Raw genomic sequence first — 21,270 nt, forward strand, 5'->3', positions numbered from 1 at the left:
GTCCCGCACTCCCGCTTACGACTTCGTCTCGAGCAGCAGCGCGTTACCTTCGCTGGCGAGCTGTGCCAGGCGGCGCTTGCCGTCCTCCACCGCGTCGCGGATCTCGGCCGAGTTCTTGGTCGCCGCGTCGCGCATCTCGTTGATGATGACGCGCGATTTCTCCTGGAAGTTCACCACCGAGTCGACCAGCTTCTTGACCGCGTCGGCGCGGATGGTCGGACCATAGCCGGCGCGCACCGCCGCTTCGCCCACCTGGTCGCCGATCTCGCTCAGCGTCTCGAGGCTCTTGGACATGCCTTCCTTCATGGCGTTCAGCGTCTCGGTCGATTCATGCAGCCCGAACAGGCCGGTGAACGAGGCCGACAGCGCGGTGAACACCGTCTCGTTGGTCGAGAAGAACGAAATCGCCTGCTGGTACACGCGCTCCTTGGCCTGCGTGGTCTGCATCAGGCGCGCCATCACCACTTCCGAGGTGGAGTAGGAGATGGTGAGGTTGTCCGAAAGATCCTTGGTGATCTGGTAGCGGCGCTCTTCGTTCTGCAGCGCGCGCAGCTTCTCGTCGCGATCCATCTCGAGCTTGGCGCGATCGGCCGGCGTGCCGGTGGTGAACGCCGCCACGGAGTCGGAGGCGGCCTTGAGCGTCGCCTTCTTCTCGTCGAGCTTGCCGGTCGCGGTATCGAGCAGTTCGAGCGCCATCACCTCGGCCTGCTTCAGCGCGCCGCGGAAGTCGCGATAGGCCTCGAGGATGGTGTGCTCGCGATCGACCTGGTTCTTGGTTTCCTTGCTCACGTCGAGATAGACGTTGCGGATCTTGTCGAAGCGCGACGCGATATCGCCGCGCGACACCTTCATCCAGACGTTCGAGACGCGCTCCATCAGGTCGAGCTTGCCGTCGTCGAGCTGGTCGACCATGTTCTTGGCATCGTCGCGGATCGAGTTGAAGCCGTTGGTGATCTCTTCGTAGCGCTCGCCCACGTTCATCTGGGCGACCTGGCTGCGCACCACTTCGTTGAACGCGCTCGCCTGGGTCAGCGTCCGGCCGATCAGGATGACCTTGTTCTCGTCGAGGTCGGTGATCTCGTTGAGCAGCCCGGTGATGGGCTGTTCCGCCGGCTGCTCCGGCCAGATGCCGAGCTCCTTGATCGAGCTCATCGCCTTGTCGAGATACTGCAGCGGCTTTTCCAGAACTTCAGTGGCCATTGAACGCTCTTCCCTGTGTTGGTCACCTTGGGACGACATGATTCCCGGTTGCGGTGACACTTGCCAACATTGCGTGAACCGATGTCGTCTATTTTGCGGCATATGGTGCGAAAAAGCCTCACGAAAAAGGGCCGCCGCTGCCATTCTGTCGGGCGTTGCGCGATTGTGCCTCCCGGCGCAAGTCACTAGCTTTCACTCCCTGTCGGAAAGGAAGGGCCCTTCATGCAGTTCGGCGGCAGCTACCTCGTCTCGGCGCCCCGCGCGACCGTATGGAAGGCGCTCAACGATACGGCGGTGCTGCAGGCGGTGATTCCGGGCTGCAAGCGCATCGAGTGGACCAGCGGGACGACGCTGGAACTGGAGATCGAGGTCGGCCTGGGGCTGATGTCGCCCACCTTCACCGGCGACCTCGAGCTGCGCAACGTCGTGCCAGCCGAAAGCTACACCCTGGCCGGCCGCGGCCGCGGCGGCCTGCTCGGCAAGGCCGAAGCCGCCGCCGATATCACGCTGACCGATGCCGGCCACGACACCCACCTTGTGTTCACCGCCTCGGGCGGCGCCGACGGCGGCATCATGAAGCTGGGCAAGGCGCTGATCGGCAACTCCGCGCAAAAGCTCATCGACGGCTTCTTCCACCGCTTCGGCGACGCCATGGGCGTCGAGGTCAAGCCGCTGTCGGAGTGAGCCACCGATATCCTCCCCCGCGGGGCGGGGGAGTAGGACCAGCGTAGCTGGTGGAGGGGGCGGCCAATGCCGCGTTACTTCCCCATTCGCCCCACGTGACAGTAATCCGCACCAATTTTGCCCACTTGGTCAAAATTTTGCGTAGTCCCCCCTTGCAGAGCGCCGGTTTGCGCTATTCTATTCCCGCCAACGCGCCGGTTGTCAGGGCGGCATGAGCCGTTGCCGACGCGAGACAGGGAGACCTTCCAATGACCTTCTTCAGCAAGCACCTCGGTGCCCTCGCCGCCGGCGTTGCCGCGTCCGTGCTCGTCGCCGGTGCTGCGTTCGCCGATCCCGCCGTCATCTACGATCTGGGTGGCAAGTTCGATAAGTCCTTCAACGAGGCCGCCTATACTGGCGCCGAGACCTGGAAGAAGGAAAGCGGCGGCAATTACGTCGACTTCGAGCTGCAGAACGATGCCCAGCGCGAGCAGGTGCTCCGCCGCTTCGCTTCGCAGGGCAACAACCCGATCGTGATGGCCGGCTTCTCGCAGGCGACCGCCCTTGGCGTTGTCGCGGCAGAATTCCCGGACACCAACTTCGTCATCATCGACGCGGTGGTCGACGCCCCGAACGTGCAGTCGATTCTGTTCGACGAGCACACCGGTTCGTTCCTCGTCGGCGCCATCGCCGCGCTGAAGTCTGAAACGGGCACCGTCGGCTTCGTCGGCGGCATGGACGTGCCGCTGATCCACAAGTTCTTCTGCGGCTATGCGCAGGGCGTGAAGGCGGCCAAGCCCGATGCCAAGGTGATCGAGAACTATACCGGCACCACCCCGACTGCCTGGAACGATCCGGTCACCGCCGGCGAGCTCGCCAAGGCGCAGTTCGATGCCGGCGCCGATGTGTCCTTCGCCGCTGCCGGCGCCTCGGGTCTCGGCGTGCTGCAGGCCGCCGCCGATGGTGGCAAGTTCTCGATCGGCGTCGATGCCAACCAGAACTACCTGCACCCCGGTTCCGTTCTGACCTCGATGATCAAGCGTGTCGATATCGCCGTCACCACGGCTCTCAAGGAAGCGGGTGACGACGCGACCTTCAAGCCGGGCCTCACCATCCTCGGCCTCGGCGAGGATGCGGTCGGCTATGCGCTCGACGAGAACAACGCCTCGCTGATCACCGACGACATCAAGACCGCCGTCGAGGACTACAAGGCGAAGATCATGTCGGGTGAGATCGCCGTACACGACTACACCACCGACAATGCCTGCCCGGGCATCTGAGCCGGACGGTGGCAATGGACACCCCATCGGGTGATACTTCGGCGCAGCGGCCCCACGGGGCCGCTGCGTCTTCGTCCGCCGCATCCGATCTTGCGATCGAGCTGATCAAGATCAACAAGCGCTTCGGCCCGGTGCACGCCAACCGCGACATCGATCTCGCCGTGCGGCGCGGCTCGGTGCACGGCATCGTCGGCGAGAACGGCGCCGGCAAGTCGACCCTGATGTCGATCCTCTATGGCTTTTACACCGCCGACAGCGGCGAAATCCGCGTCAACGGCACGCCACAGAACATCACCGATTCCCGCCATGCCCTCGCCCTCGGCATCGGCATGGTCCACCAGCATTTCATGCTGGTCGACAATTTCTCCATCCTCGAGAACATCGTGCTCGGCGCCGAGGACTCGGCGCTGCTCGGCCCAAGCCTGGCGCGGGCGCGAAGCGAGTTGCAGCGGCTGGCGCGCGACTACCGCCTCGACGTGAACCCCGATGCCATCATCGAGGATGTCTCCGTCGGCACCCAGCAGCGCGTCGAGATCCTCAAGGCCCTCTATCGCGGCGCCGACGTGCTCATCCTCGACGAGCCGACCGGTGTGCTGACGCCGGCCGAGGCCGATGACCTGTTCCGCGTGCTGCGCGAGCTGCGCGACCAGGGCAAGACCATCATCCTCATCACGCACAAGCTGCGCGAGATCATGGCCATCACCGACTATGTCTCGGTCATGCGGCAGGGCCAGATGGTCGAGACGCTCAAGACTTCCGACACCAACCCCGAGCAGCTCGCCGAGCTGATGGTCGGCCGCCGCGTACTGCTGCGCGTCGAAAAGGGGCCCGCCAATCCGGGTGAGACCTATCTCTCGGTCGAGAACCTCGTGGTGAAGGACGATCTCGGCGTCACCCGCGTCAAGGATGTGAGCTTTGCCGTCCGCGCCGGTGAGATCGTCGGCATCGCGGGCGTCGCCGGTAACGGCCAGACCGAGCTGCTCGAGTCCGTTTCCGGCATGCGCGATCAGTCCTCAGGCACGGTGCGCCTCAAGGGCACGCCGCTCTCGCTCGAGGGCGACGACGGCGCCCATCGCGCTCGCAAGGCCGGCCTCGCCCACGTGCCCGAGGATCGCCAGCGCATGGGGCTCATCACCGCTTTCGAGGAATGGGAAAACAACATGCTCGGCTACCAGGACGACAGGTCCTACGGCCAGGGCGTCATCCTCGATATCAAGGCCGCCAGGGCCCAGGCCGTCGAGCGCATCAGGAAATTCGACGTGCGCCCGGCCAACGAGCGGCTGAAGACCTCGCTGTTCTCGGGCGGCAACCAGCAGAAGATCGTGCTGGCGCGCGAGATGGAATCCAATCCGGATGTGCTGATCGTCGGCCAGCCGACGCGCGGCGTCGATATCGGCGCCATCGAGTTCATCCACAACCAGATCATCAAGATGCGCGACGCGGGCAAGGCGATCCTGCTGGTCTCGGTGGAGCTCGACGAGATCCGCTCCCTGAGCGACCGCATTCTTGTGATGTTCGACGGCCACATCGTCGGCGAAGCTGATCCGGCCACCGCATCAGAAAGCGAACTCGGCCTGATGATGGCCGGCGCGCATGACACGCGGGAGGGATCGGCGCCATGAGTACGGTGACCTTGCGGCCGCTGCCGCGCTGGGCCGACGTGCTGTTGCTGCCGTTGGTCAATCTGGCGCTCGCGCTGGTCGTCTCCGGCCTCGTCGTGCTGGCCATCGGCCAGGATCCGCTGGCGGCGTTGAACGCCATCGTCACCGGCGCCTTCGGCAACGGCTATAATCTGGGCTACACGCTCTACTATTCCACCAACTTCATATTCACCGGCCTTGCCGTGGCCGTGGCCGCTCATGCCGGCCTGTTCAATATCGGCGGCAACGGCCAGGCCTATATCGCCGGGCTCGGCGTCATCCTTGTCGCCCTGCCGCTGCAGGGCCTGCCCTGGTGGCTGGCCTTTCCCGCGGTGATTGTCGCCGGCGCGGCCGTAGGCGGCTTCTGGGCCTTCATCCCGGGCTGGTTGCAGGCCAAGCGCGGCAGCCACGTCGTCATCACCACCATCATGTTCAACTTCATCGCCTCGGCGATCATGGTCTACATGGTGGTCAACGTGCTGCGGCCCATTGGCGTCACCGCGCCGGAATCGGCGATGATCGCTGCCGAGGGCCGCATGCCCAAGCTCGGCACCTTCCTGCCCTGGTTCCGCAACACCGACGTGAATTTCACCTTCGTCCTGGCGCTGTTCTGCCTCGTCGGAGTCTACATCCTCGTCTGGCACACGCGTTTCGGCTACGCCATGCGGGCGCTCGGCTTCAATTCGACCGCCACCACCTATGCCGGCATCTCCAACTCACGCGTCATCATGATCGTGATGACGCTTTCGGGTGCGCTGGCCGGCCTCGTCGCCGTCAACCAGGTGTTCGGGGTGCAGTATCGCCTCGTGCTGGACTATGTCGCGGATGCGGGTTTCGTGGGCATCGCCGTGGCGCTGATGGGGCGCAACCACCCGATCGGCATCCTGTTCGCCGCGCTGCTGTTCGGCGCGCTCTACCAGGGCGGCAATGAGCTGCAATACGTGATTCCCGGTCTGAGCAAGGAAATGGTCGTGGTGATCCAGGCTCTGGTGATCCTGTTCACCGGCGCCATGGAAGGGCTGTTCCGCCCGGGCCTGCAGCGCGCATTCGCCCTGTTCACGCCGGCCCAGAAGGCCGAGGCCGTGGCGCGCAACACCGCCGCGGGGAGCTGAGCATGGACCTCACGCTTATCCTGTCGACGCTCGACGCCACCATCCGCCTGTCCACCCCGCTGCTGCTCGCCTGCCTCGCCGGCCTTTACTCCGAGCGCGCCGGCGTGTTCGACATCGGGCTCGAGGGCAAGATGCTGGCCGCCGCCTTTGCTGCCGCCGCTGCCGCCGCCGTCACCGGCAATGTCTGGATGGGACTGCTGGCCGGTATAGTCGTTTCAATCGGCACCTCTGCGTTGCAGGGCGTTGCAGCCATCACGCTCAAGGGCAACCAGCTCATCGCCGGCGTCGCCATCAACATGCTGGCGGCCGGGCTCACCACCTTCCTCGGCATCCAGTGGTTCTCGCAGGGCGGCCGCACGCCGCCGCTGACCGCCGATGGTCGCTTCGGCAACATCACCCTGCCGCTGGCCAATGAACTGGCCGGCGTACCGGTGATCGGGCAGCTCTATTCCGAGCTCATCTCCGGCCACAACCTGATCGTCTATGTCGCCTTCCTCGCCGTGCCGATCACCTGGTGGGTGCTCTATCGCACCCGCTTCGGCCTGCGCCTGCGTGCCGTCGGCGAAAATCCCAAGGCGGTCGATACGGCCGGCATCTCGGTCATCCGCCTGCGCTATCAGGCTGTGCTGGTGACCGGCCTGCTGTGCGGCTTCGCCGGAGCGTTCTTCTCGATCGCGCAGGGCTCGGGCTTCGGCAACAACATGACCGCCGGCAAGGGCTTCATCGCCCTCGCGGCGCTGATCTTTGCCAAGTGGAAGCCGGTGCCGGCCATGTTCACCTGCCTGCTGTTCGGCTTCCTCGATGCGCTGCAGATTCGCCTGCAGGGCGTCGAACTGTTCGGCGTGCAGGTGCCGATCCAGGCCATCCAGGCATTGCCCTACGTGCTGACCGTGGTGATGCTCGCCGGCTTCATCGGCAAGGCCGTCGGACCCAAGGCCGGCGGCGTCGCCTACACCAAGGAACGCTGATGCGCTTGATATCGTGGCTAACGCCTCCCTCCCCCTTGCGGGGAGGGAACGAGGGAGGGGGTGGTCCGGTGGCGCACCGATGGACCCCCACCCCCCACCCCTCCCCGCAAGGGGGAGGGGAGCTTCTGCCTCCAATGGAACACCGCCATGCCCCATCCCCGTGACGCCGAGCTTTTCGCCGCCGCCGAGGCCGTGCGCGCCAGGGCCTACGCGCCCTACAGCAATTTCCAGGTCGGCACCGCCATCCTCGCCGACGACGGCAAGATCTATGTCGGCTGCAACGTCGAGAACGCCGCCTATCCGGTCGGCAACTGCGCCGAGCCCTCGGCCATCGCGGCGATGCTCGCCGGCGGCGCGCGCCGCATCAAGCGCGTCTACACCACCGGCCCCGGCGCCACGCCCGTAACCCCGTGCGGCGGCTGCCGCCAGCGCATCCGCGAATTCGCCGATCAGGACGTGGTTGTCGTCTCGCACGGCATCGACGGCGTCCCGCTCGAGCAGACCATCGCGCAGCTCTTGCCGCACTCTTTCGGGCCCGAGTTTTTGGGCCGATAATGGCAAGCAGAAGAACTGCCGCAAAGCGGTCGTAGAACCGCCGCGGCAAGGAGGCCATGCATGGAACTTCGCGTCGTTGATCCCGCTGCCGCAAAGCCCACGAGGTCAAAGCCCGTGGAGCCAGCTGCCACGCACCGCCGCAACCCCGGCTATCCGCTCGATCTCGATTGGGTGGAACGCGTCCGCATGAACCGCTCGGCGCTGGAGCGCCGTGCGTCGACACTGCCTGCCCGCCGCACGGTCAAGAAGGACTGGCAGGCTGCCTGGCTGCTGAAGGCCATCACGCTGATGGACCTGACGACGCTCAATTCCGACGACACCGCCGGCCGCGTCGAACGCCTGTGCGCCAAGGCCCGCCACCCGGTCCGGCAGGATATCCTCGATGGCCTCGGCGCCTCCGGCCTCGACATCAAGCCCGCCGCCGTCTGCGTCTACCACAGCTTCGTCGGCACCGCCGTGAAGGCGCTGGCCGGCACCGGCATCAACGTCGCCGCGGTCAGCACCGCCTTTCCACACGGCCTCGCCCCGCTCTCGACCCGCCTCGCCGAGATCGAAGCCTCGGTCGCCGACGGCGCCAACGAGATCGACATCGTCATCGAGCGTGGCATGGTGCTGCGCGGCGACTGGCAGGCGCTCTACGACGAAGTGAAGGCCATGCGGAAGGCCTGCGGCGACGCCCACATCAAGACCATCTTGGGCACCGGCGAACTCGCCACGCAGACCAATGTGGCAAAAGCCTCGCTGGTCTGCATGCTGGCCGGCGCCGACTTCATCAAGACCTCGACCGGCAAGGAAAAGGTCAATGCCAACCTCCAGACTTCGCTGGCCATGGTCCGCATGATCCGCTGGTTCCACGAGGAAACCGGCATCGAGATTGGCTACAAGCCCGCCGGCGGCATCGGCTCGGCCAAGCTGGCGCTCGACTACATGGCGCTGATGAAGGAAGAGCTCGGCACCCACTGGCTGCAGCCGCATCTGTTCCGGTTTGGGGCGAGCTCGCTGCTCACGGATATCGAGCGGCAACTGGAGCATACGCTGACCGGGCACTACGCGGCGGATTATCGGCAGCCGATGGTTTAGGGGCTTCCACCCCTCATCCGGCGCTGCGCGCCACCTTCTCCCCGACGGGGAGAAGAATACCGAGAGTGCGCTGGCCACCACTATTCCTCTCCCCGTCGGGGAGAGGGTGGATCGGCCGAAGGCCGAGACGGGTGAGGGGCTGAGCCCCGATCGAAGGAGGAACCAATGAACAAAATCGCTGAAATCTTCACCTCCCTCGACTACGGCCCGGCCCCCGAGAGCCCCGACGTCGCGCTCGCCTGGCTCGCCGCCCACGAGAACCGCTTCGGCCACTTCATCAACGGCGCCTGGACCAAGCCCGGCAAGACCTTCGCCAGCGACAACCCCGCCACCGGCAAGCCGCTGGCGCAGATCACCGATGGCACCGCCGAGGACGTGAACGCCGCGGTGAAGGCCGCCCGCTCCGCCTTCCCGAAATGGTCGGCGCTCTCCGGCTACGAGCGCGGCAAGTATCTCTACGCTATCGCCCGCCTGATCCAGAAGCACAGCCGCCTGTTTGCCGTGCTCGAGACCATGGATAACGGCAAGCCGATCCGCGAGAGCCGCGACGTCGATATCCCGCTGGTGGCCCGCCATTTCTACCACCACGCCGGCTGGGCCCAGCACCTCGAGCGCGAGTTCCCCGACCACGTGCCCTATGGCGTGTGCGGCCAGATCATCCCGTGGAATTTCCCGCTGCTGATGCTGGCCTGGAAGATCGCGCCGGCGCTCGCAGCCGGCAACACCGTGGTGCTGAAGCCGGCCGAATTCACCTCGCTCACCGCGCTGCTCTTCGCCGAAATCTGCGAGAAGGCGAAGCTGCCCAGGGGCGTCGTCAACATCGTCACCGGCGAGGGTGACACCGGCGCCGCCATCACCAGCCACCCCGATATCGACAAGATCGCCTTCACCGGCTCGACCGAGGTCGGCAAGATCATCCGCAAGGCCACGGCCGGCACCGGCAAGGGCCTCAGCCTCGAACTCGGCGGCAAGTCGCCCTACATCGTCTTCGACGATGCCGACATGGATTCGGCCATCGAAGGCCTCGTCGATGCCATCTGGTTCAACCAGGGCCAGGTCTGCTGCGCCGGCTCGCGGCTTCTTGTCCAGGAGTCCATAGAAGCTCGCTTCCTCGAAAAGCTGAAGAAGCGCATGACCACCCTCCGCGTCGGCGACCCGCTCGACAAGGCCGTCGATATCGGCGCGCTGGTGGCGCAGGTGCAGGTCGAGCGCGTCACCGACCTGGTGAAGAAAGGCGTCGCCGAGGGCGGCCAGCTCTACGAGCCCGACATCGATCTGCCGGGGCAGGGCTGCTTCCTCCGCCCCGCACTGATCACCGGCGTCTCCCCCGCCAACACCGTCGCATCCGAAGAAATCTTCGGGCCGGTGCTGGTCGAAATGAGCTTCCGCACGCCCGAGGAAGCCGTCGCCCTCGCCAACAACACCCGCTACGGCCTCGCCGCCACCATCTGGACCGAGAACGTCAACCTGGCGCTCGACATCGCCCCGAAGATCAAGTCCGGCGTCGTCTGGATCAACTCCACCAACAACTTCGACGCCGCCGTCGGCTTCGGCGGCTACAAGGAGTCGGGCTTCGGTCGCGAGGGCGGCAAGGAAGGCATGACGTCGTACCTCAAGCCGCGCTGGGAGAAGGAACTGAAGCCCTTCAAGCCCACCGCCGCTGCGACAGCTTCCAGCAAGCCGCGCAACCCGCTTGAAGACAGCACCCCGCCGGGTGTCGACCAGACTGCCAAGATGTATATCGGCGGCAAGCAGGCCCGCCCCGACAGCGGGTATTCGCGCCCGGTCCACGGCTCTGCGGGCCTCGTCGGCGAAGTCGGCGACGGCAACCGCAAGGATATCCGCAACGCCGTCGAAGCCGCCCGTTCTGCGCTCGGCTGGGCCACCACCTCGGCCCACAACCGCGCGCAGATCCTCTATTTCCTCGCCGAAAACCTCGAATACCGCGCCGACGAGTTTGCCGCCCGCATCAAGGCGCAGACCGGCGAGGATGGGGCGTCCGAAGTCGCCGCCAGCGTCGAGCGCCTCTTCGCCTTCGCCGGCTGGGCCGACAAATATGATGGCGCCGTGCACAACCCGCCGCAGCGCATGGTAGCCACCGCCATGGTCGAAGCGCTCGGCGCCATGGCCATCCTCGCCCCGCCATCCCGCCCGCTGCTCGGCTCCATCGCACTCATCGCCCCGGCCCTCGCCATGGGCAATACCGTGGTGCTGGTCCCGAGCGAGAAGTCGCCGTTGTCGATGACCGATTTCTACCAGGTGCTCGAGACTTCCGACGTGCCCTCGGGCGTCCTCAACATCGTCACCGGCGAGAGCAAGGCGCTGGCCAAAACCCTGGCCGAGCACGACGGCATCGACGCCATCTGGTTCGCCGGCGATGCCGAGACGTCGAAGATGGTTGAGGCCGCCAGTGCCGGCAACGTCAAGCAGACCTGGACCAGCCGCGGCCTCTACTACGACCTCGCCGACAAGCAGAAATTCGAAGGCGACTACTTCCTCCGCCGCGCCACCCAGGTGAAGAACGTCTGGATTCCGTACGGGGCGTAGTCGCGCAAAAGCCGCTTGACCTTCCTATGATGGGAAGGTCGACAAGGTCATCCGACAGAACCGGCAGCGCCCTCGTGCATTGCCCTACTGAAGGAGAGACCTCATGCGTGTTCGCACCTTCGTCCTCGGCGGCATCGCCGCCCTTCTCCTCGTCGCCGCCGTCGCGGCCCCCATCCTGCTCGCGCCCGGCGCTCCCGCCGCGGCCCGCCCATTGCCCGGCCCGGTCGCGGCCGACGAGCAGGCCGCGCTGATCGACGGCCTGCGCCCACCCAAGCGCGAGCGCCCGGTCATCGCCATCGCGACGCTCAACGCCGGCACGGAAGTGTCCGACTTCCTCTCCGCCTATGGCGTGCTCAGCCGCTCCGGCGTCGCCGATGTCACGGTGGTGGCCGAAAAGCCCGAGCGCGTAAAACTCTACCCCGGCCTCAGCGTCGATCCGCAGTCGACTATCGCCGATTTCGACGCGCGCTATCCCGATGGCGCCGATTATGTCGTGGTGCCGGCGATGGAGCCGGGCACCGACGCGTTCATGGCCACTTGGCTCAAGGCCCAGCGCGAAAAGGGCGCCACCATTGTCGGCATCTGTATCGGCTCGCGCATGCTGGCCACCGCCGGCCTGCTCGATGGCCGCCGCGCCACCTCGCACTGGTCCATCGTCAACGAGCTGCGCCAGCAACATCCCACCATGACCTTCGTGCCCGATCGCCGCTACACCGTGGACAACGGCGTCGCCACCTCCACCGGCATCACGGCCAATATCCCGATCATGCTGGCGCTGGTCGAAGCCATCGGCGGCCCCGCGGCCGCACAGCGCACCGCCGCCGACCTCGGCGTCGAGCATTGGGACGCCCGGCACGATTCCGCAGCGTTCGAGCTCACGACCGAGCACAAGAAGACCTTCATCCGCAACACGCTCAGCTTCTGGCGTCGCGACACGGTGGGCGTGCCGCTGGAAAATGGCGTCGATGAAGTCGCGCTCGGCCTCCTGGTCGATGCCTGGTCGCGCACCAACCTCGTCACCCTCACCAGCATCTCGGCCGGCGGCCAGCACGTCACCACCGAAAACGGCCTCACCATCTACCCGGACCAGGCGGCGGAAACGGCGAAGCTCGATCTCGTCCTGCCCGCCCCGCCCACCGAAGCGCCGGCGCAGCTGCTGGAATCGACGTTGCCCGAAATCGAGGCCCGCTACGATCGCCCCACAGCCGGTATCGTCGCGCTGGTGATGGAATACCCGTGGTCGGCGAATGCGCTGTAGCACAGCACGTCAGCCGCCCACCCACCGGGTCATCCCCGCGAACGCGGGGATTTCCGTTTGCCGCCCGCACCGTGAACAGAGGTTCCCGCTTTCGCGGGAGTTGCGGCGCGGCCGATAGGCACCTCTAGCCCTTGGCCAATCCCGCCAGCCGCTCGCTCAGCGCCTTCATCTCCCACGCCGCCGCCAGTTCCGAGGCTTTGCCCCAGGTCGGCGTTATGTCGGGCACCGCCCCGAGCGGCGCGTCCGTCACCATCGTCGCGATCCGCTTGTAGAGCTTCAGGTCGTCCACTTGCGTCTCGAACTTGCCGTCCGCCAGCATCGCCTCGAGGTCAGGATAGCGCTTCAGCAGGCTGGCCGCCGTCACCGCCCCGATGCCACGCGCCCCGGGGATCTTGTCCGACGGATCGCCGCGCAGCGCGATGAAATCCGGCACCTGCCTGGGCTCCACGCCATAACGTTCGCGCACGCCCGCGATATCGACGCGCGCGATCTCGCCGCCCTTGATCGGGTGGAGCACCGTGGTCTTGTCCGACACCAGCTGGAACGCATCGCGGTCCCCGCTCGCCACCAGCACCGTGCCGCCGCGCTTCTCCTCCGCTGCGGCGGCGGTCGAGAGAAAGTCGTCCGCCTCGAAGCGGGCCGCCTTGCCGTTCATGAAGCCGCAGGCCGAGACGAACTCGGGCAACACGCTCAGCTGCTCGACGATCTCGTCGTCGAACTCGCGCCCGCCCTGGTAACCGTCGAGTTCCAGCGCCCGCCAGTTCGGCGTTTCCAGCGTGTCCCAGCCCACGACCACGGCGCGCGGTTTTTCCGCCTCCCACAACCGGATCAGCGTGTTGGCGAAACCGACGATCGCCCCGCCGCCCTTGTTGCCGGCCCGCCGCACCGATTTCGGCACGGCGTGATAGGCGCGGTGCGCAAAGCTGTCGCCGTCGATGACCAGCAGCGGCGCGCTCACGCGATCAGCCCGCGCACGCGCAGCCAGCGCTCCAGCAGCACCGTCCAGATGTCGGACAGAAAGCCCGGCGCCAGCATGCCCCAGCCATGCGCGCCATTGCCGAACACATGCAGCTCGGCCGGCGCGCCCGAGGCGTGCCAGGCTTCGTAGAGCCGGCTCGACGAAATCGGCGCCACCGACTTGTCGTCGTCCGAGATCACGAGGAACAGCGGCGGTGCATTGGCCGGCACGCTCAATTCCGGCCGCCACGCCGGGTAGACGCCCACTGCGAAATCCGGCCGGCTCGCCGCGTCATGCTCCATCGCTGCGCCCATGGCCACGCCGCCGCCGGCCGAGAAGCCGGCGATGCCGATGCGGGCAGGGTCGAGCCCCCACTCGGCGGCATGCTCGCGCGCAAAGCGCACCGCCTGCCGGCCGTCCTCTTCGCCCATGACGCGAATGTCGCGCAGGAACTCGCGCCGGGGCGGCGAGGTCTCGTCCTGCGCCGGCGAGCCTAGCTTCTTCTGCAGCTCATTGCGGAACGCCTCGACCTCCTCGTCGGCGTCGGGTGTGCGCGCCAGCCGGTATTTCAGTACCAGCACGGTGACGCCGAACCCGTTCAGCCAGCGCGCCACGTCATGTCCTTCGTGGTCGATCATCTGGAAGTGGAAGGCGCCGCCCGGCGCCACCACGAGCGTCGTGCCGTTCGGGTTGGTCGGCCGATGGACGGTCACCGTGGGAATCACGACGTTCCGGGTGTAGCGCGGCAGCGTCGTGCTCCACGGCACTTTCGCCGTGCGCTCCTGCCAGTCCCAGCCTTCCGACCCGGGTGGCACGCCGTCGCCGGGCCAGATGCGATAGGTCTCGGTCGGGTCCGCCGGCCGTCCGCCGCCCACGCTGCTGCCGTCTGCCGATGCCATGCCGTCTCTCCTCAAATCTATGCCGTCACTAGGCCACGCCGACTCGGCGCCGCGCAACCCTCACTGGTTCAGGCTTGGCGCCACGTCCCGGGCGGCTTCACGCACCACCGCGATGGTCTCGTCGATAACCGCGTCGTCATGCGCCGCGCTGACGAACCACGCGCCGCGCTCCAGCACCCGCACACCGCGCTTCAGCAGCGCCAGTGCCAGCGCCGAGTATCCGGCCTTGTCGGCCAGCGCGATCTCCCGGTAATTCCGCGGCGGCTGCTTCAGCCCCAGCGACACATGGAACATCAGCGGAAAGCCCATCACCTGCGCCGTGATCCCGGCCTCGGCCAGCGCCGCGCGCACCCCATCCTGCAGCCGCTGCCCACGCGCGCCGGTCGACGCGAAATGCTCGGCGGTCAGCCCCTGCTGCGTCGCCAGCATCGCCGCCAGCGCCACCGGTTGCGCGTTGAAGGTGCCGCCGTGCAGCACCCCGCCGGTGGCAAACTGATCGATCAGATCGGCCCGACCCACCACCGCCGCTACCGGGAAGCCGTTGGCAATCGCCTTGGCGAAAATCGAAATGTCCGGCGTCACCCCGAGCAGCTCCTGCGCCCCGCCCGCCGCGAGCCGGAAGCCGGTGATCACCTCGTCGAAGCAGAGGATCGTGCCGTTCGCCCGGCACGCCGCCAGCGCGCCTTCGAGATAGCCGTCGGCCGGCCGCATCGCGCCCTGGTTGCACATCGCCGGCTCCATCAGCACGCCCGCGACATCACCACGGCTGAGCCGCGCCTCGAGCCGGCCGAGATCGTTCCAGCCCATCACCTCGATGCCCTCGGCCTCCGCCGGATGCTGCCCCACGCTTCCGGCCACCGGCACCGGCGCATCCTCAGGCCCGGCCGCATTCAGCGCCGGCGCCGTCGACCACAGGATGTTGTCGAACCAGCCGTGGTAGTGCCCCTCGAACTTGATGATCGTCCGCCGGCCCGTCGCCGCCCGCATCAGCCGCATCGCCGCCTGCGCGACTTCCGAGCCCGACGAGCCGAACCGCACCCGCTCGGCGCACGGAATGCGCTCGCACAGCAGCCGCGCCGCCTCCACCTCGATCGGCGATTGCCCCGCGAACAGGATGCCCCGGTCGACCTGGGCCTTCACCGCGTCGCGCACGCTCACCGGGTTGTGTCCCAGCACCATCGCGCCCATGCCGCCATAATAGTCGATCAGCCGGTTGCCATCGGCATCGAACAGGTACGGTCCATCGCCATGCGTGAACACCAGCGGCCCCGGCTGCATGCCGGTGCGGAAATGGCTGTTCACCCCACCCGCGATCCACTGCCGCGCCTCGGCAATCGCTGTCGCCGACGTCTCGAACGAAAGCTCCCCCATCCCGGCCTCCCAACCGTGTTTTGGCCAACAGACCAGCCCCGGTCCCACAAGGCAACCGGCTACGAAGGTCGTATGGCGTGGTGGCATGCACCGGCCCGATCCTCCACCGTGAAACGGGGGAGGGGGACCGCCGTAGGCGGTGGAGGGGGCGGCCCCAAACTCTGTTCGATGAATGTCGCACCAGAGGAAGGGAGACCTCATGCGCGTATTCCTGGCCACGCTCGGCACCGAGACCAACACATTAGCCTCGTTTCCGACCGGCATCGACGATTTCCGTCGCGGCGTCTGGTTCGAGGGCGACATTGCCGGAGCGCCGCCGAGCCCCTGGGCCATGCCGGCCAAGCGTTGGCTCGCCCGGTCCGAGGAACTGGGCTGGGAGGTGGTCCAGAGCCTCTACGCCTTCGCCGAGCCCGCCGGCCCCACTGTCCGCTCGGCCTACGAACTGATGCGCGACCGCATCCTTGCCGATCTCGCCGCCGCCGGCCCCGTCGATGCCGTGCTGATGTTCCTCCACGGCGCCATGGTCGCCGACGGCTACGACGACTGCGAAGCCGATTTCGTCACCCGCATGCGCGCCCAGGTTGGCGATGGCGTCCGCATCGGCCTCGAACTCGACCTGCACGCCCACATCGACGACACGCTGGTCAACGCCGCCGACCTCATCGTCTTCTACAAGGCCTATCCGCATATCGACTACGCCGAGCGCGCCGACGACCTGTTCACGCTGATGCAGCGCACGCTCGCCGGCGAGATCGAGCCGGTGATGGCCCTGTTCGACTGCAAGTCCATGGGCCTCTTTCCCACCACCCGCGAAGGCCCGATGCCAGCCTATATCGACGAGCTCTTCGCCGCCGAGGGCAGGGATGGCATCCTCTCGCTCTCGCTCAACCACGGCTTTCCGTGGGCCGATGTCCCCAATGCCGGCGCGAAGATGCTCGCCGTCGCCGACCGTGACCCCGAGATCGCCCGCGCCGCCGCCGAAAAATATGGCCGCCGCTTCTACGATATCCGCGCCGAAGCAACGCTGCCCTTCGTCCCGCTCGCCGATGCCATCGCCGAAGCCAGGAAGCCCGGCGCAAAACCGCTGCTTCTCGCCGACACCTCCGACCAGACCGGCGGCGGCGCCCCCGGCGACACCACCTACATGCTGCACGCGCTGATCGAGGCCGGCATCACCAACGCCGTCTACGGCCCGCTCTGGGACCCGCTCGCTGTCGGCATCTGCTTTTCGGTCGGCGTCGGCACGAAGCTGACGCTCCGCCTCGGCGGCAAGTACGAGCCATACTCCGGCCCCTGCCTCGATGCCGAAGCCGAAGTCCTGCACCTCGCCCGCGGCTCCTGGCAGGATCAGCTCAGCAACGAGCGCGTACCGATGGGCGATGTCGCCGTGGTGCGCGTCGCCGGCATCGAAATCCTGCTCAACACCCGTCGCGTCGGCGTCTTCTCGCCCACGATGTTCACCCGCCACGGCATCGCGCTCGAAGGCAAGCAGGTCATCGCGCTGAAGAACCTCTACAAGCACAAGGACGTCTTCGCCCCGCTCGTCCGCGACCAGCTCTTCGTCGCCACCCCCGGCGCCTGCCCGCCGGACTGGGGGAACATCCCCTTCAAGCGCATCCCAAGGCCGATGTGGCCGATGGATGCCGATCCATTGAACCTGGAGTAGGGCACCAACCTCCCCCTGGATGGGGCGGTGTTTACCTTCGGACGTAATTATCCACCGGGTCATCCCCGCGGAAGCGGGGATCTCCGTTTGACGGCACCCGCCGAACAGAGGTTCCCGCGTTCGCGGGAATGACTCCGCGCGAAACGGCATCGCCGAAGGGAAGTCCAAGCCAAGGGCTACCGCACCCAGAACTGCTCCCACAACGCCATCGCGTCCGGGCCCGCCGGGAAGCGCAGTTGCGCCGTCTCGTCCTGCGCGGCGCGCCACACCGCCTCGGCGACCTCGATTTCCCTGGTCGTCAGCGCCGGCTTGGCGAAAGCCGCAAAGATCGGCCCGGCGGCCTCGGCATAGGCGGCGGGGATCAGGTCTTCGACGCGCACGTCGGTATTGTGGGTAAAGCGGGTCGTCGGTCCATAGCCTGGCTCGACCAGCTTCACGCGCACGCCGAACGGCTGCATCTCCACCGCTAGCGCGCCCGAAAACCCCTCGATGGCGGTCTTGCTCGCTGTATAGGCCGCCGCATATGGCGACGGCGCCAGCGCCACGCTGGAGGTGACATTCACCACCACCCCGCCGCGGCGTTCGCGCATTCCCGGCAGCACCGCCTGCGTCATGGCCAGCACCCCGAACGTGTTGGTCTCGAACACCTTGCGGATATGCGCCAATGGCGTCGCTTCGAATGCTCCGACCACGCCGATGCCGGCATTGTTGACCAGCACGTCGATCGGGCCCGCCGCTGCCACGCAGGCCGCGATGCTCGCGGCATCGGTTACATCGAGCGGCAGCACTGCCACGCGATCGGAAGCGGGCAGCAGCTCCGGCCGCGGCTTGCGCATCGTTGCCAGCACGCGAAAACCCTGCTGGTGGAAGTAATGCGCCGTCTCGAGTCCGTAGCCCGAGGAAGCGCCGGTGATCAGTACCGTCTTGGTCATGGTGGTCTCCTGTCCGTGAGGGTGGCCCCGTTGGCTCACCGCTGCCCGGATATGACCATTTTCAGCATCCGCAGCGTTAGGCGCGGACTCGCGACGTCTTGCACGATCCTACCATTCACGGGAGAATTGTTTGCCGACACGCAGCGACCGTTGTTATTCAGACTTACCGATCCCGCGAGGCCTCTCATGCCGGTCATCGAAGAACTGCGCGACCTGATCGCCCGTCACGCTCGCCCGGATATGTCGACGCCGGTCGAAGGCGTCATGATCGCCCGCAACGAGGTGTCCGAGCTCGAAGCCTCGATGTCCGGCAGCGTCCTCGCGCTCGTGGTGCAGGGCAGGAAGCGCCTCGCGCTGGGCGATCGCGTCTACGAATACGGCCCCGGCCAGTATCTCGTGTCCTCGCTCGATCTGCCTGTTACCGGCCAGTTCCTCGGCGCCAGCCCCGGCGAGCCGGCGCTCGGCTTCGGCATGCTGCTCGATCCTGCCATGATCGCCGAGCTGCTGCTGCAAGCCGGCTCAGCCAGCATCCCAGATAGCCGCGGCACGCCGCCATCCGGCATGACGGTCAGCGCCGCGCCAGCGCAACTGCTCGACGCCGTCCTGCGCCTCCTCCGCCTGTTCGACAGCCCGCGCGACCTTGCCGTGCTCGCCCCGCTGCTCAGGCGCGAGATCCTGTGGTGGCTGATCGTCGGCGAGCAGGGCGCCGCCGTTCGCCAGCTCGGCCTTGCCGATTCCAACCTCAGCCGTATCGGGCAGGCCGTGCGCTGGATTCGCCAGAACTACGACAGGGCCATCCGCGTCGAGGATGTCGCCGACGTCTGCGGCATGAGCGCCTCGGCCTTCTATCGCAATTTCCAGGCCGCGACCGCGATGAGCCCGATCCAGTTCCAGAAGCAGATGCGGCTGCAGGAAGCGCGCCTGCTGCTCGCCGCTGCGCCGAACGATGTCGCGGGCGTCGGCTACCGGGTCGGCTATGACAGCCCGTCGCAGTTCAGCCGCGAGTATCGCCGCCAGTTCGGCGCCCCACCCAGCCAGGATGCCCTGCGGCTGCGCGGCGGAGATTTCACCCTGCGGAATTGAGCGCGAGCGGGCTGCCACCGCCACCGTTGCCGTGTAGCATGCACCTGCTTCGGCACTGGCTCAGGGGGAGGGCCCATGGCGGATGAGGAAAGCGAGTTTCTCGATCGTCTCTACGAGGCGGCGGCGATCCCGGAGCTGTGGCCCGACGTGCTCGATCGCCTGAACCGTGTCACCGGCCTCGCGGCCTCCGTCCTGCTCGGCATCCGCGGCGCCGATGTGCGCTGGGCCGGCTCGGCGAGCTTCCTCGAGACCGGCAAGGCCTACATGGCCGGCGGCTATATCGGCCATGACGAGCGTACCGTCCGCCTGATGCGGGCCGATCATGCCGGCTTCCTGCGCGATCTCGATGTCTTCACGCTGGAAGAGTGGGAGGCCGATCCCATCCGCCGGAATCTGCTCGTGCCCGCCGGCTTCGGCTGGGGCATCGCCACCAACATCGCGCCGCCCACCGGCGAAATCCTCATCGTCCACGGCGAGCGGCGGCTCGAGGATGGCCCGCCCGGCGACGATATCGTCCGCCAGCTCGATGCGCTGCGCCCGCATCTGGCGCGTGCCGCGCTGCTGTCGCGCCGGCTGTCCTTCGAGCGCATGTCGGCCGCCGCCATGGCGCTCGAAGTGGTCGGTATTCCCGCCGCCATACTCGATGCGCAAGGCCGCACCCTGGCCGCCAACGGCCTGCTCGAAGCTCTCGCTCCGGCCATGGTGCAGTTCCGCTCGGCCCGCATCGCGCTCGCCAATGCGCAGGCCGACGCACGGCTCGAAACGGTTCTCGGCGCGCTTGCCGCCGGACCGGCAACCAGTGCCATCCAGTCCATGCCGGTACCGGCCATGCTCGGCCATCCCGCGGCGGTCATGCATTTCTATCCGATCCGTCGGCAGGCTCGCGACATCTTCGGCACCGCCTCCACCATCCTGCTCGTCACCCCGGTCGGCCCACGCGACGTACCGCAGCCCGGCATCATCCAGGGCCTGTTTGATCTTACGGCGGCCGAAGCCCGCGTGGCCCGCGCCATCGGGCAGGGGATGACCGCCGAGGATGTGTCGCGCGCCAATGGCGTCAGCCTCGCCACGGTGCGCACCCAGCTGCGCGCCGTGTTCGACAAGACCGGCCTCAACCGCCAGGTCGAGCTCGCCGCCCTGCTGCAGGGCCTTGCGCCCAACCCGTCCCGGGACTGAACCGGACCTTCGCATCATCCATGTGGATGATGCGGTGCTGGCACTGGCTGTGCAAAATTTGCGTGCTGGGTCAGTCGGGTCCGCATCGCAGACCCAGCCTGTGGCACGAGCTCGCGCGTCGTCGGACGCAAGGCATTGGGGTGCCTGGCTCTTCCGGGGGGTGGTGGCACATTTCCCCCGGAGGAGCCATCCTTGCCTTCCGGGCATCGGCGTACGACATCCTCCACACCCGCCCGGGGCCGTTGGCTCCCTTATCTGCGAGATTGCGAGGATAACCCGCCATGCCTGCCTCGACCGGCCCCGTTTCGCTGCTCCACACCTCACAGCTCGCCCCGGCGACCCTGCAGGCCATCCGCGACATGCTCGATGTCGCCTATGAGGGGGATTTCGCCGAAGCCGATTGGGAGCACGCGCTTGGCGGCATGCACGCGCTGGTCTGGGATGGCGACGAACTCGTCGGCCACGGCTCGGTCGTGCAGCGCCGCATGCTCCACGCCGCGCGCGACATGAGCACGAGCGCTGAGGCCCGCGCGCTGAGCTGCGGCTATATCGAGGCTGTCGCCGTGCACGCCGATCGCCGCCGCCAGGGCATCGGCCGGGCCATCATGGCCAGCCTGGGCGATGTCGTCACCCGCGCCTATGCCATGGGCGCCCTCAGCGCCTCCGACGAGGGCAGGGCGCTTTACGACGCCCTCGGCTGGCAGGCCTGGCGCGGCCGCACCTTCGCCTTCACGCCAACCGGCATCGAGCGCACCGCCGACGAGGACGAGGGCATCCTCGTTCTGCCCGTCGTCGCGCTCGACCTCGACGGCGACCTGACCTGCGATTGGCGCGACGGCGACGTCTGGTGACGGCACCTTGCCTTCGCCACGCCGCCAGCGC

Annotated in this window: 18 protein-coding genes; 13 read left to right on the forward strand and 5 right to left on the reverse strand. The window is 67.1% G+C overall.

The window, feature by feature from the left end; translation table 11 throughout:
- Positions 1-15: 15 nt before the first annotated feature.
- On the reverse strand, positions 16-1,200 hold the full coding sequence (locus AC3A6I_RS02110; RefSeq protein WP_487541462.1) for a cell surface protein: 1,185 nt from the start codon (positions 1,198-1,200) through the stop codon (positions 16-18).
- 222 nt (positions 1,201-1,422) lie between these two features.
- Here AC3A6I_RS02110 and AC3A6I_RS02115 point away from each other — a divergent pair, with 222 nt between their 5' ends.
- From AC3A6I_RS02115 to AC3A6I_RS02155, 9 genes are all read left to right on the forward strand, one after another.
- On the forward strand, positions 1,423-1,884 hold the full coding sequence (locus AC3A6I_RS02115) for an SRPBCC family protein (RefSeq protein ID WP_487541463.1): 462 nt from the start codon (positions 1,423-1,425) through the stop codon (positions 1,882-1,884).
- 248 nt (positions 1,885-2,132) lie between these two features.
- Positions 2,133-3,143 (forward strand): BMP family lipoprotein, encoded by a 1,011-nt coding sequence (locus tag AC3A6I_RS02120; protein ID WP_487541465.1) that lies wholly within the window; start codon positions 2,133-2,135, stop codon positions 3,141-3,143.
- 14 nt (positions 3,144-3,157) lie between these two features.
- Positions 3,158-4,765 (forward strand): ABC transporter ATP-binding protein, encoded by a 1,608-nt coding sequence (locus AC3A6I_RS02125; RefSeq protein ID WP_487541467.1) that lies wholly within the window; start codon positions 3,158-3,160, stop codon positions 4,763-4,765.
- Positions 4,762-5,895, forward strand: a complete 1,134-nt coding sequence (locus tag AC3A6I_RS02130) for an ABC transporter permease (protein WP_487541469.1) — start codon at positions 4,762-4,764, stop codon at positions 5,893-5,895. The genes AC3A6I_RS02125 and AC3A6I_RS02130 overlap by 4 nt, the downstream gene beginning before the upstream one ends.
- A gap of 2 nt (positions 5,896-5,897) precedes the next feature.
- On the forward strand, positions 5,898-6,863 hold the full coding sequence (locus AC3A6I_RS02135) for an ABC transporter permease (RefSeq protein ID WP_487541470.1): 966 nt from the start codon (positions 5,898-5,900) through the stop codon (positions 6,861-6,863).
- Positions 6,864-7,010: 147 nt separating this feature from the next.
- Complete coding sequence (locus tag AC3A6I_RS02140) at positions 7,011-7,418, forward strand: cytidine deaminase (RefSeq protein WP_487541472.1); 408 nt, start codon at positions 7,011-7,013, stop codon at positions 7,416-7,418.
- A 60-nt stretch (positions 7,419-7,478) separates the two neighbouring features.
- Positions 7,479-8,498: a deoxyribose-phosphate aldolase gene (gene deoC, locus AC3A6I_RS02145; protein WP_487541474.1), complete on the forward strand. Its 1,020-nt coding sequence runs from the start codon at positions 7,479-7,481 to the stop codon at positions 8,496-8,498.
- Positions 8,499-8,663: 165 nt separating this feature from the next.
- Positions 8,664-11,045, forward strand: coding sequence for an aldehyde dehydrogenase family protein (locus AC3A6I_RS02150; RefSeq protein ID WP_487541475.1), 2,382 nt, complete (start codon positions 8,664-8,666; stop codon positions 11,043-11,045).
- A gap of 103 nt (positions 11,046-11,148) precedes the next feature.
- Complete coding sequence (locus AC3A6I_RS02155; RefSeq protein ID WP_487541477.1) at positions 11,149-12,303, forward strand: DJ-1/PfpI family protein; 1,155 nt, start codon at positions 11,149-11,151, stop codon at positions 12,301-12,303.
- Positions 12,304-12,427: 124 nt separating this feature from the next.
- Here the strand turns inward: AC3A6I_RS02155 and AC3A6I_RS02160 are convergent, their stop codons facing one another.
- From AC3A6I_RS02160 to AC3A6I_RS02170, 3 genes are read right to left on the reverse strand one after another with little or no spacing between them, the layout of a single operon-like run.
- Entirely contained in the window at positions 12,428-13,261 is an 834-nt protein-coding gene (locus AC3A6I_RS02160) for a 5'-3' exonuclease (protein WP_487541479.1), read from the reverse strand.
- Complete coding sequence (locus AC3A6I_RS02165; protein WP_487541480.1) at positions 13,258-14,160, reverse strand: alpha/beta hydrolase; 903 nt, start codon at positions 14,158-14,160, stop codon at positions 13,258-13,260. The genes AC3A6I_RS02160 and AC3A6I_RS02165 overlap by 4 nt, the downstream gene beginning before the upstream one ends.
- Positions 14,161-14,220: 60 nt before the next feature.
- Positions 14,221-15,531 carry an aspartate aminotransferase family protein gene (locus AC3A6I_RS02170; RefSeq protein WP_487541481.1) on the reverse strand — a complete coding sequence of 437 codons (1,311 nt, stop codon included), beginning with the start codon at positions 15,529-15,531 and terminating at the stop codon, positions 14,221-14,223.
- A gap of 199 nt (positions 15,532-15,730) precedes the next feature.
- Between AC3A6I_RS02170 and AC3A6I_RS02175 the strand changes: the two genes are divergently transcribed.
- Positions 15,731-17,197: a M81 family metallopeptidase gene (locus AC3A6I_RS02175; protein ID WP_487541483.1), complete on the forward strand. Its 1,467-nt coding sequence runs from the start codon at positions 15,731-15,733 to the stop codon at positions 17,195-17,197.
- Positions 17,198-17,373: 176 nt separating this feature from the next.
- On the opposite strand, the gene AC3A6I_RS02180 is transcribed toward AC3A6I_RS02175, so the two are convergent.
- Positions 17,374-18,129 (reverse strand): SDR family oxidoreductase, encoded by a 756-nt coding sequence (locus AC3A6I_RS02180; protein ID WP_487541485.1) that lies wholly within the window; start codon positions 18,127-18,129, stop codon positions 17,374-17,376.
- A gap of 186 nt (positions 18,130-18,315) precedes the next feature.
- On the opposite strand from AC3A6I_RS02180, the gene AC3A6I_RS02185 reads away from it, so the two are divergent.
- From AC3A6I_RS02185 to AC3A6I_RS02195, 3 genes are all read left to right on the forward strand, one after another.
- Complete coding sequence (locus AC3A6I_RS02185; protein WP_487541486.1) at positions 18,316-19,212, forward strand: AraC family transcriptional regulator; 897 nt, start codon at positions 18,316-18,318, stop codon at positions 19,210-19,212.
- Positions 19,213-19,287: 75 nt separating this feature from the next.
- Positions 19,288-20,388, forward strand: a complete 1,101-nt coding sequence (locus tag AC3A6I_RS02190) for a helix-turn-helix transcriptional regulator (RefSeq protein ID WP_487541488.1) — start codon at positions 19,288-19,290, stop codon at positions 20,386-20,388.
- A gap of 281 nt (positions 20,389-20,669) precedes the next feature.
- Entirely contained in the window at positions 20,670-21,239 is a 570-nt protein-coding gene (locus AC3A6I_RS02195; RefSeq protein WP_487541490.1) for a GNAT family N-acetyltransferase, read from the forward strand.
- The last annotated feature ends 31 nt before the right edge of the window (positions 21,240-21,270 follow it).

The sequence above is a fragment of the Devosia sp. Soil_C_22 genome, assembly GCF_057657195.1.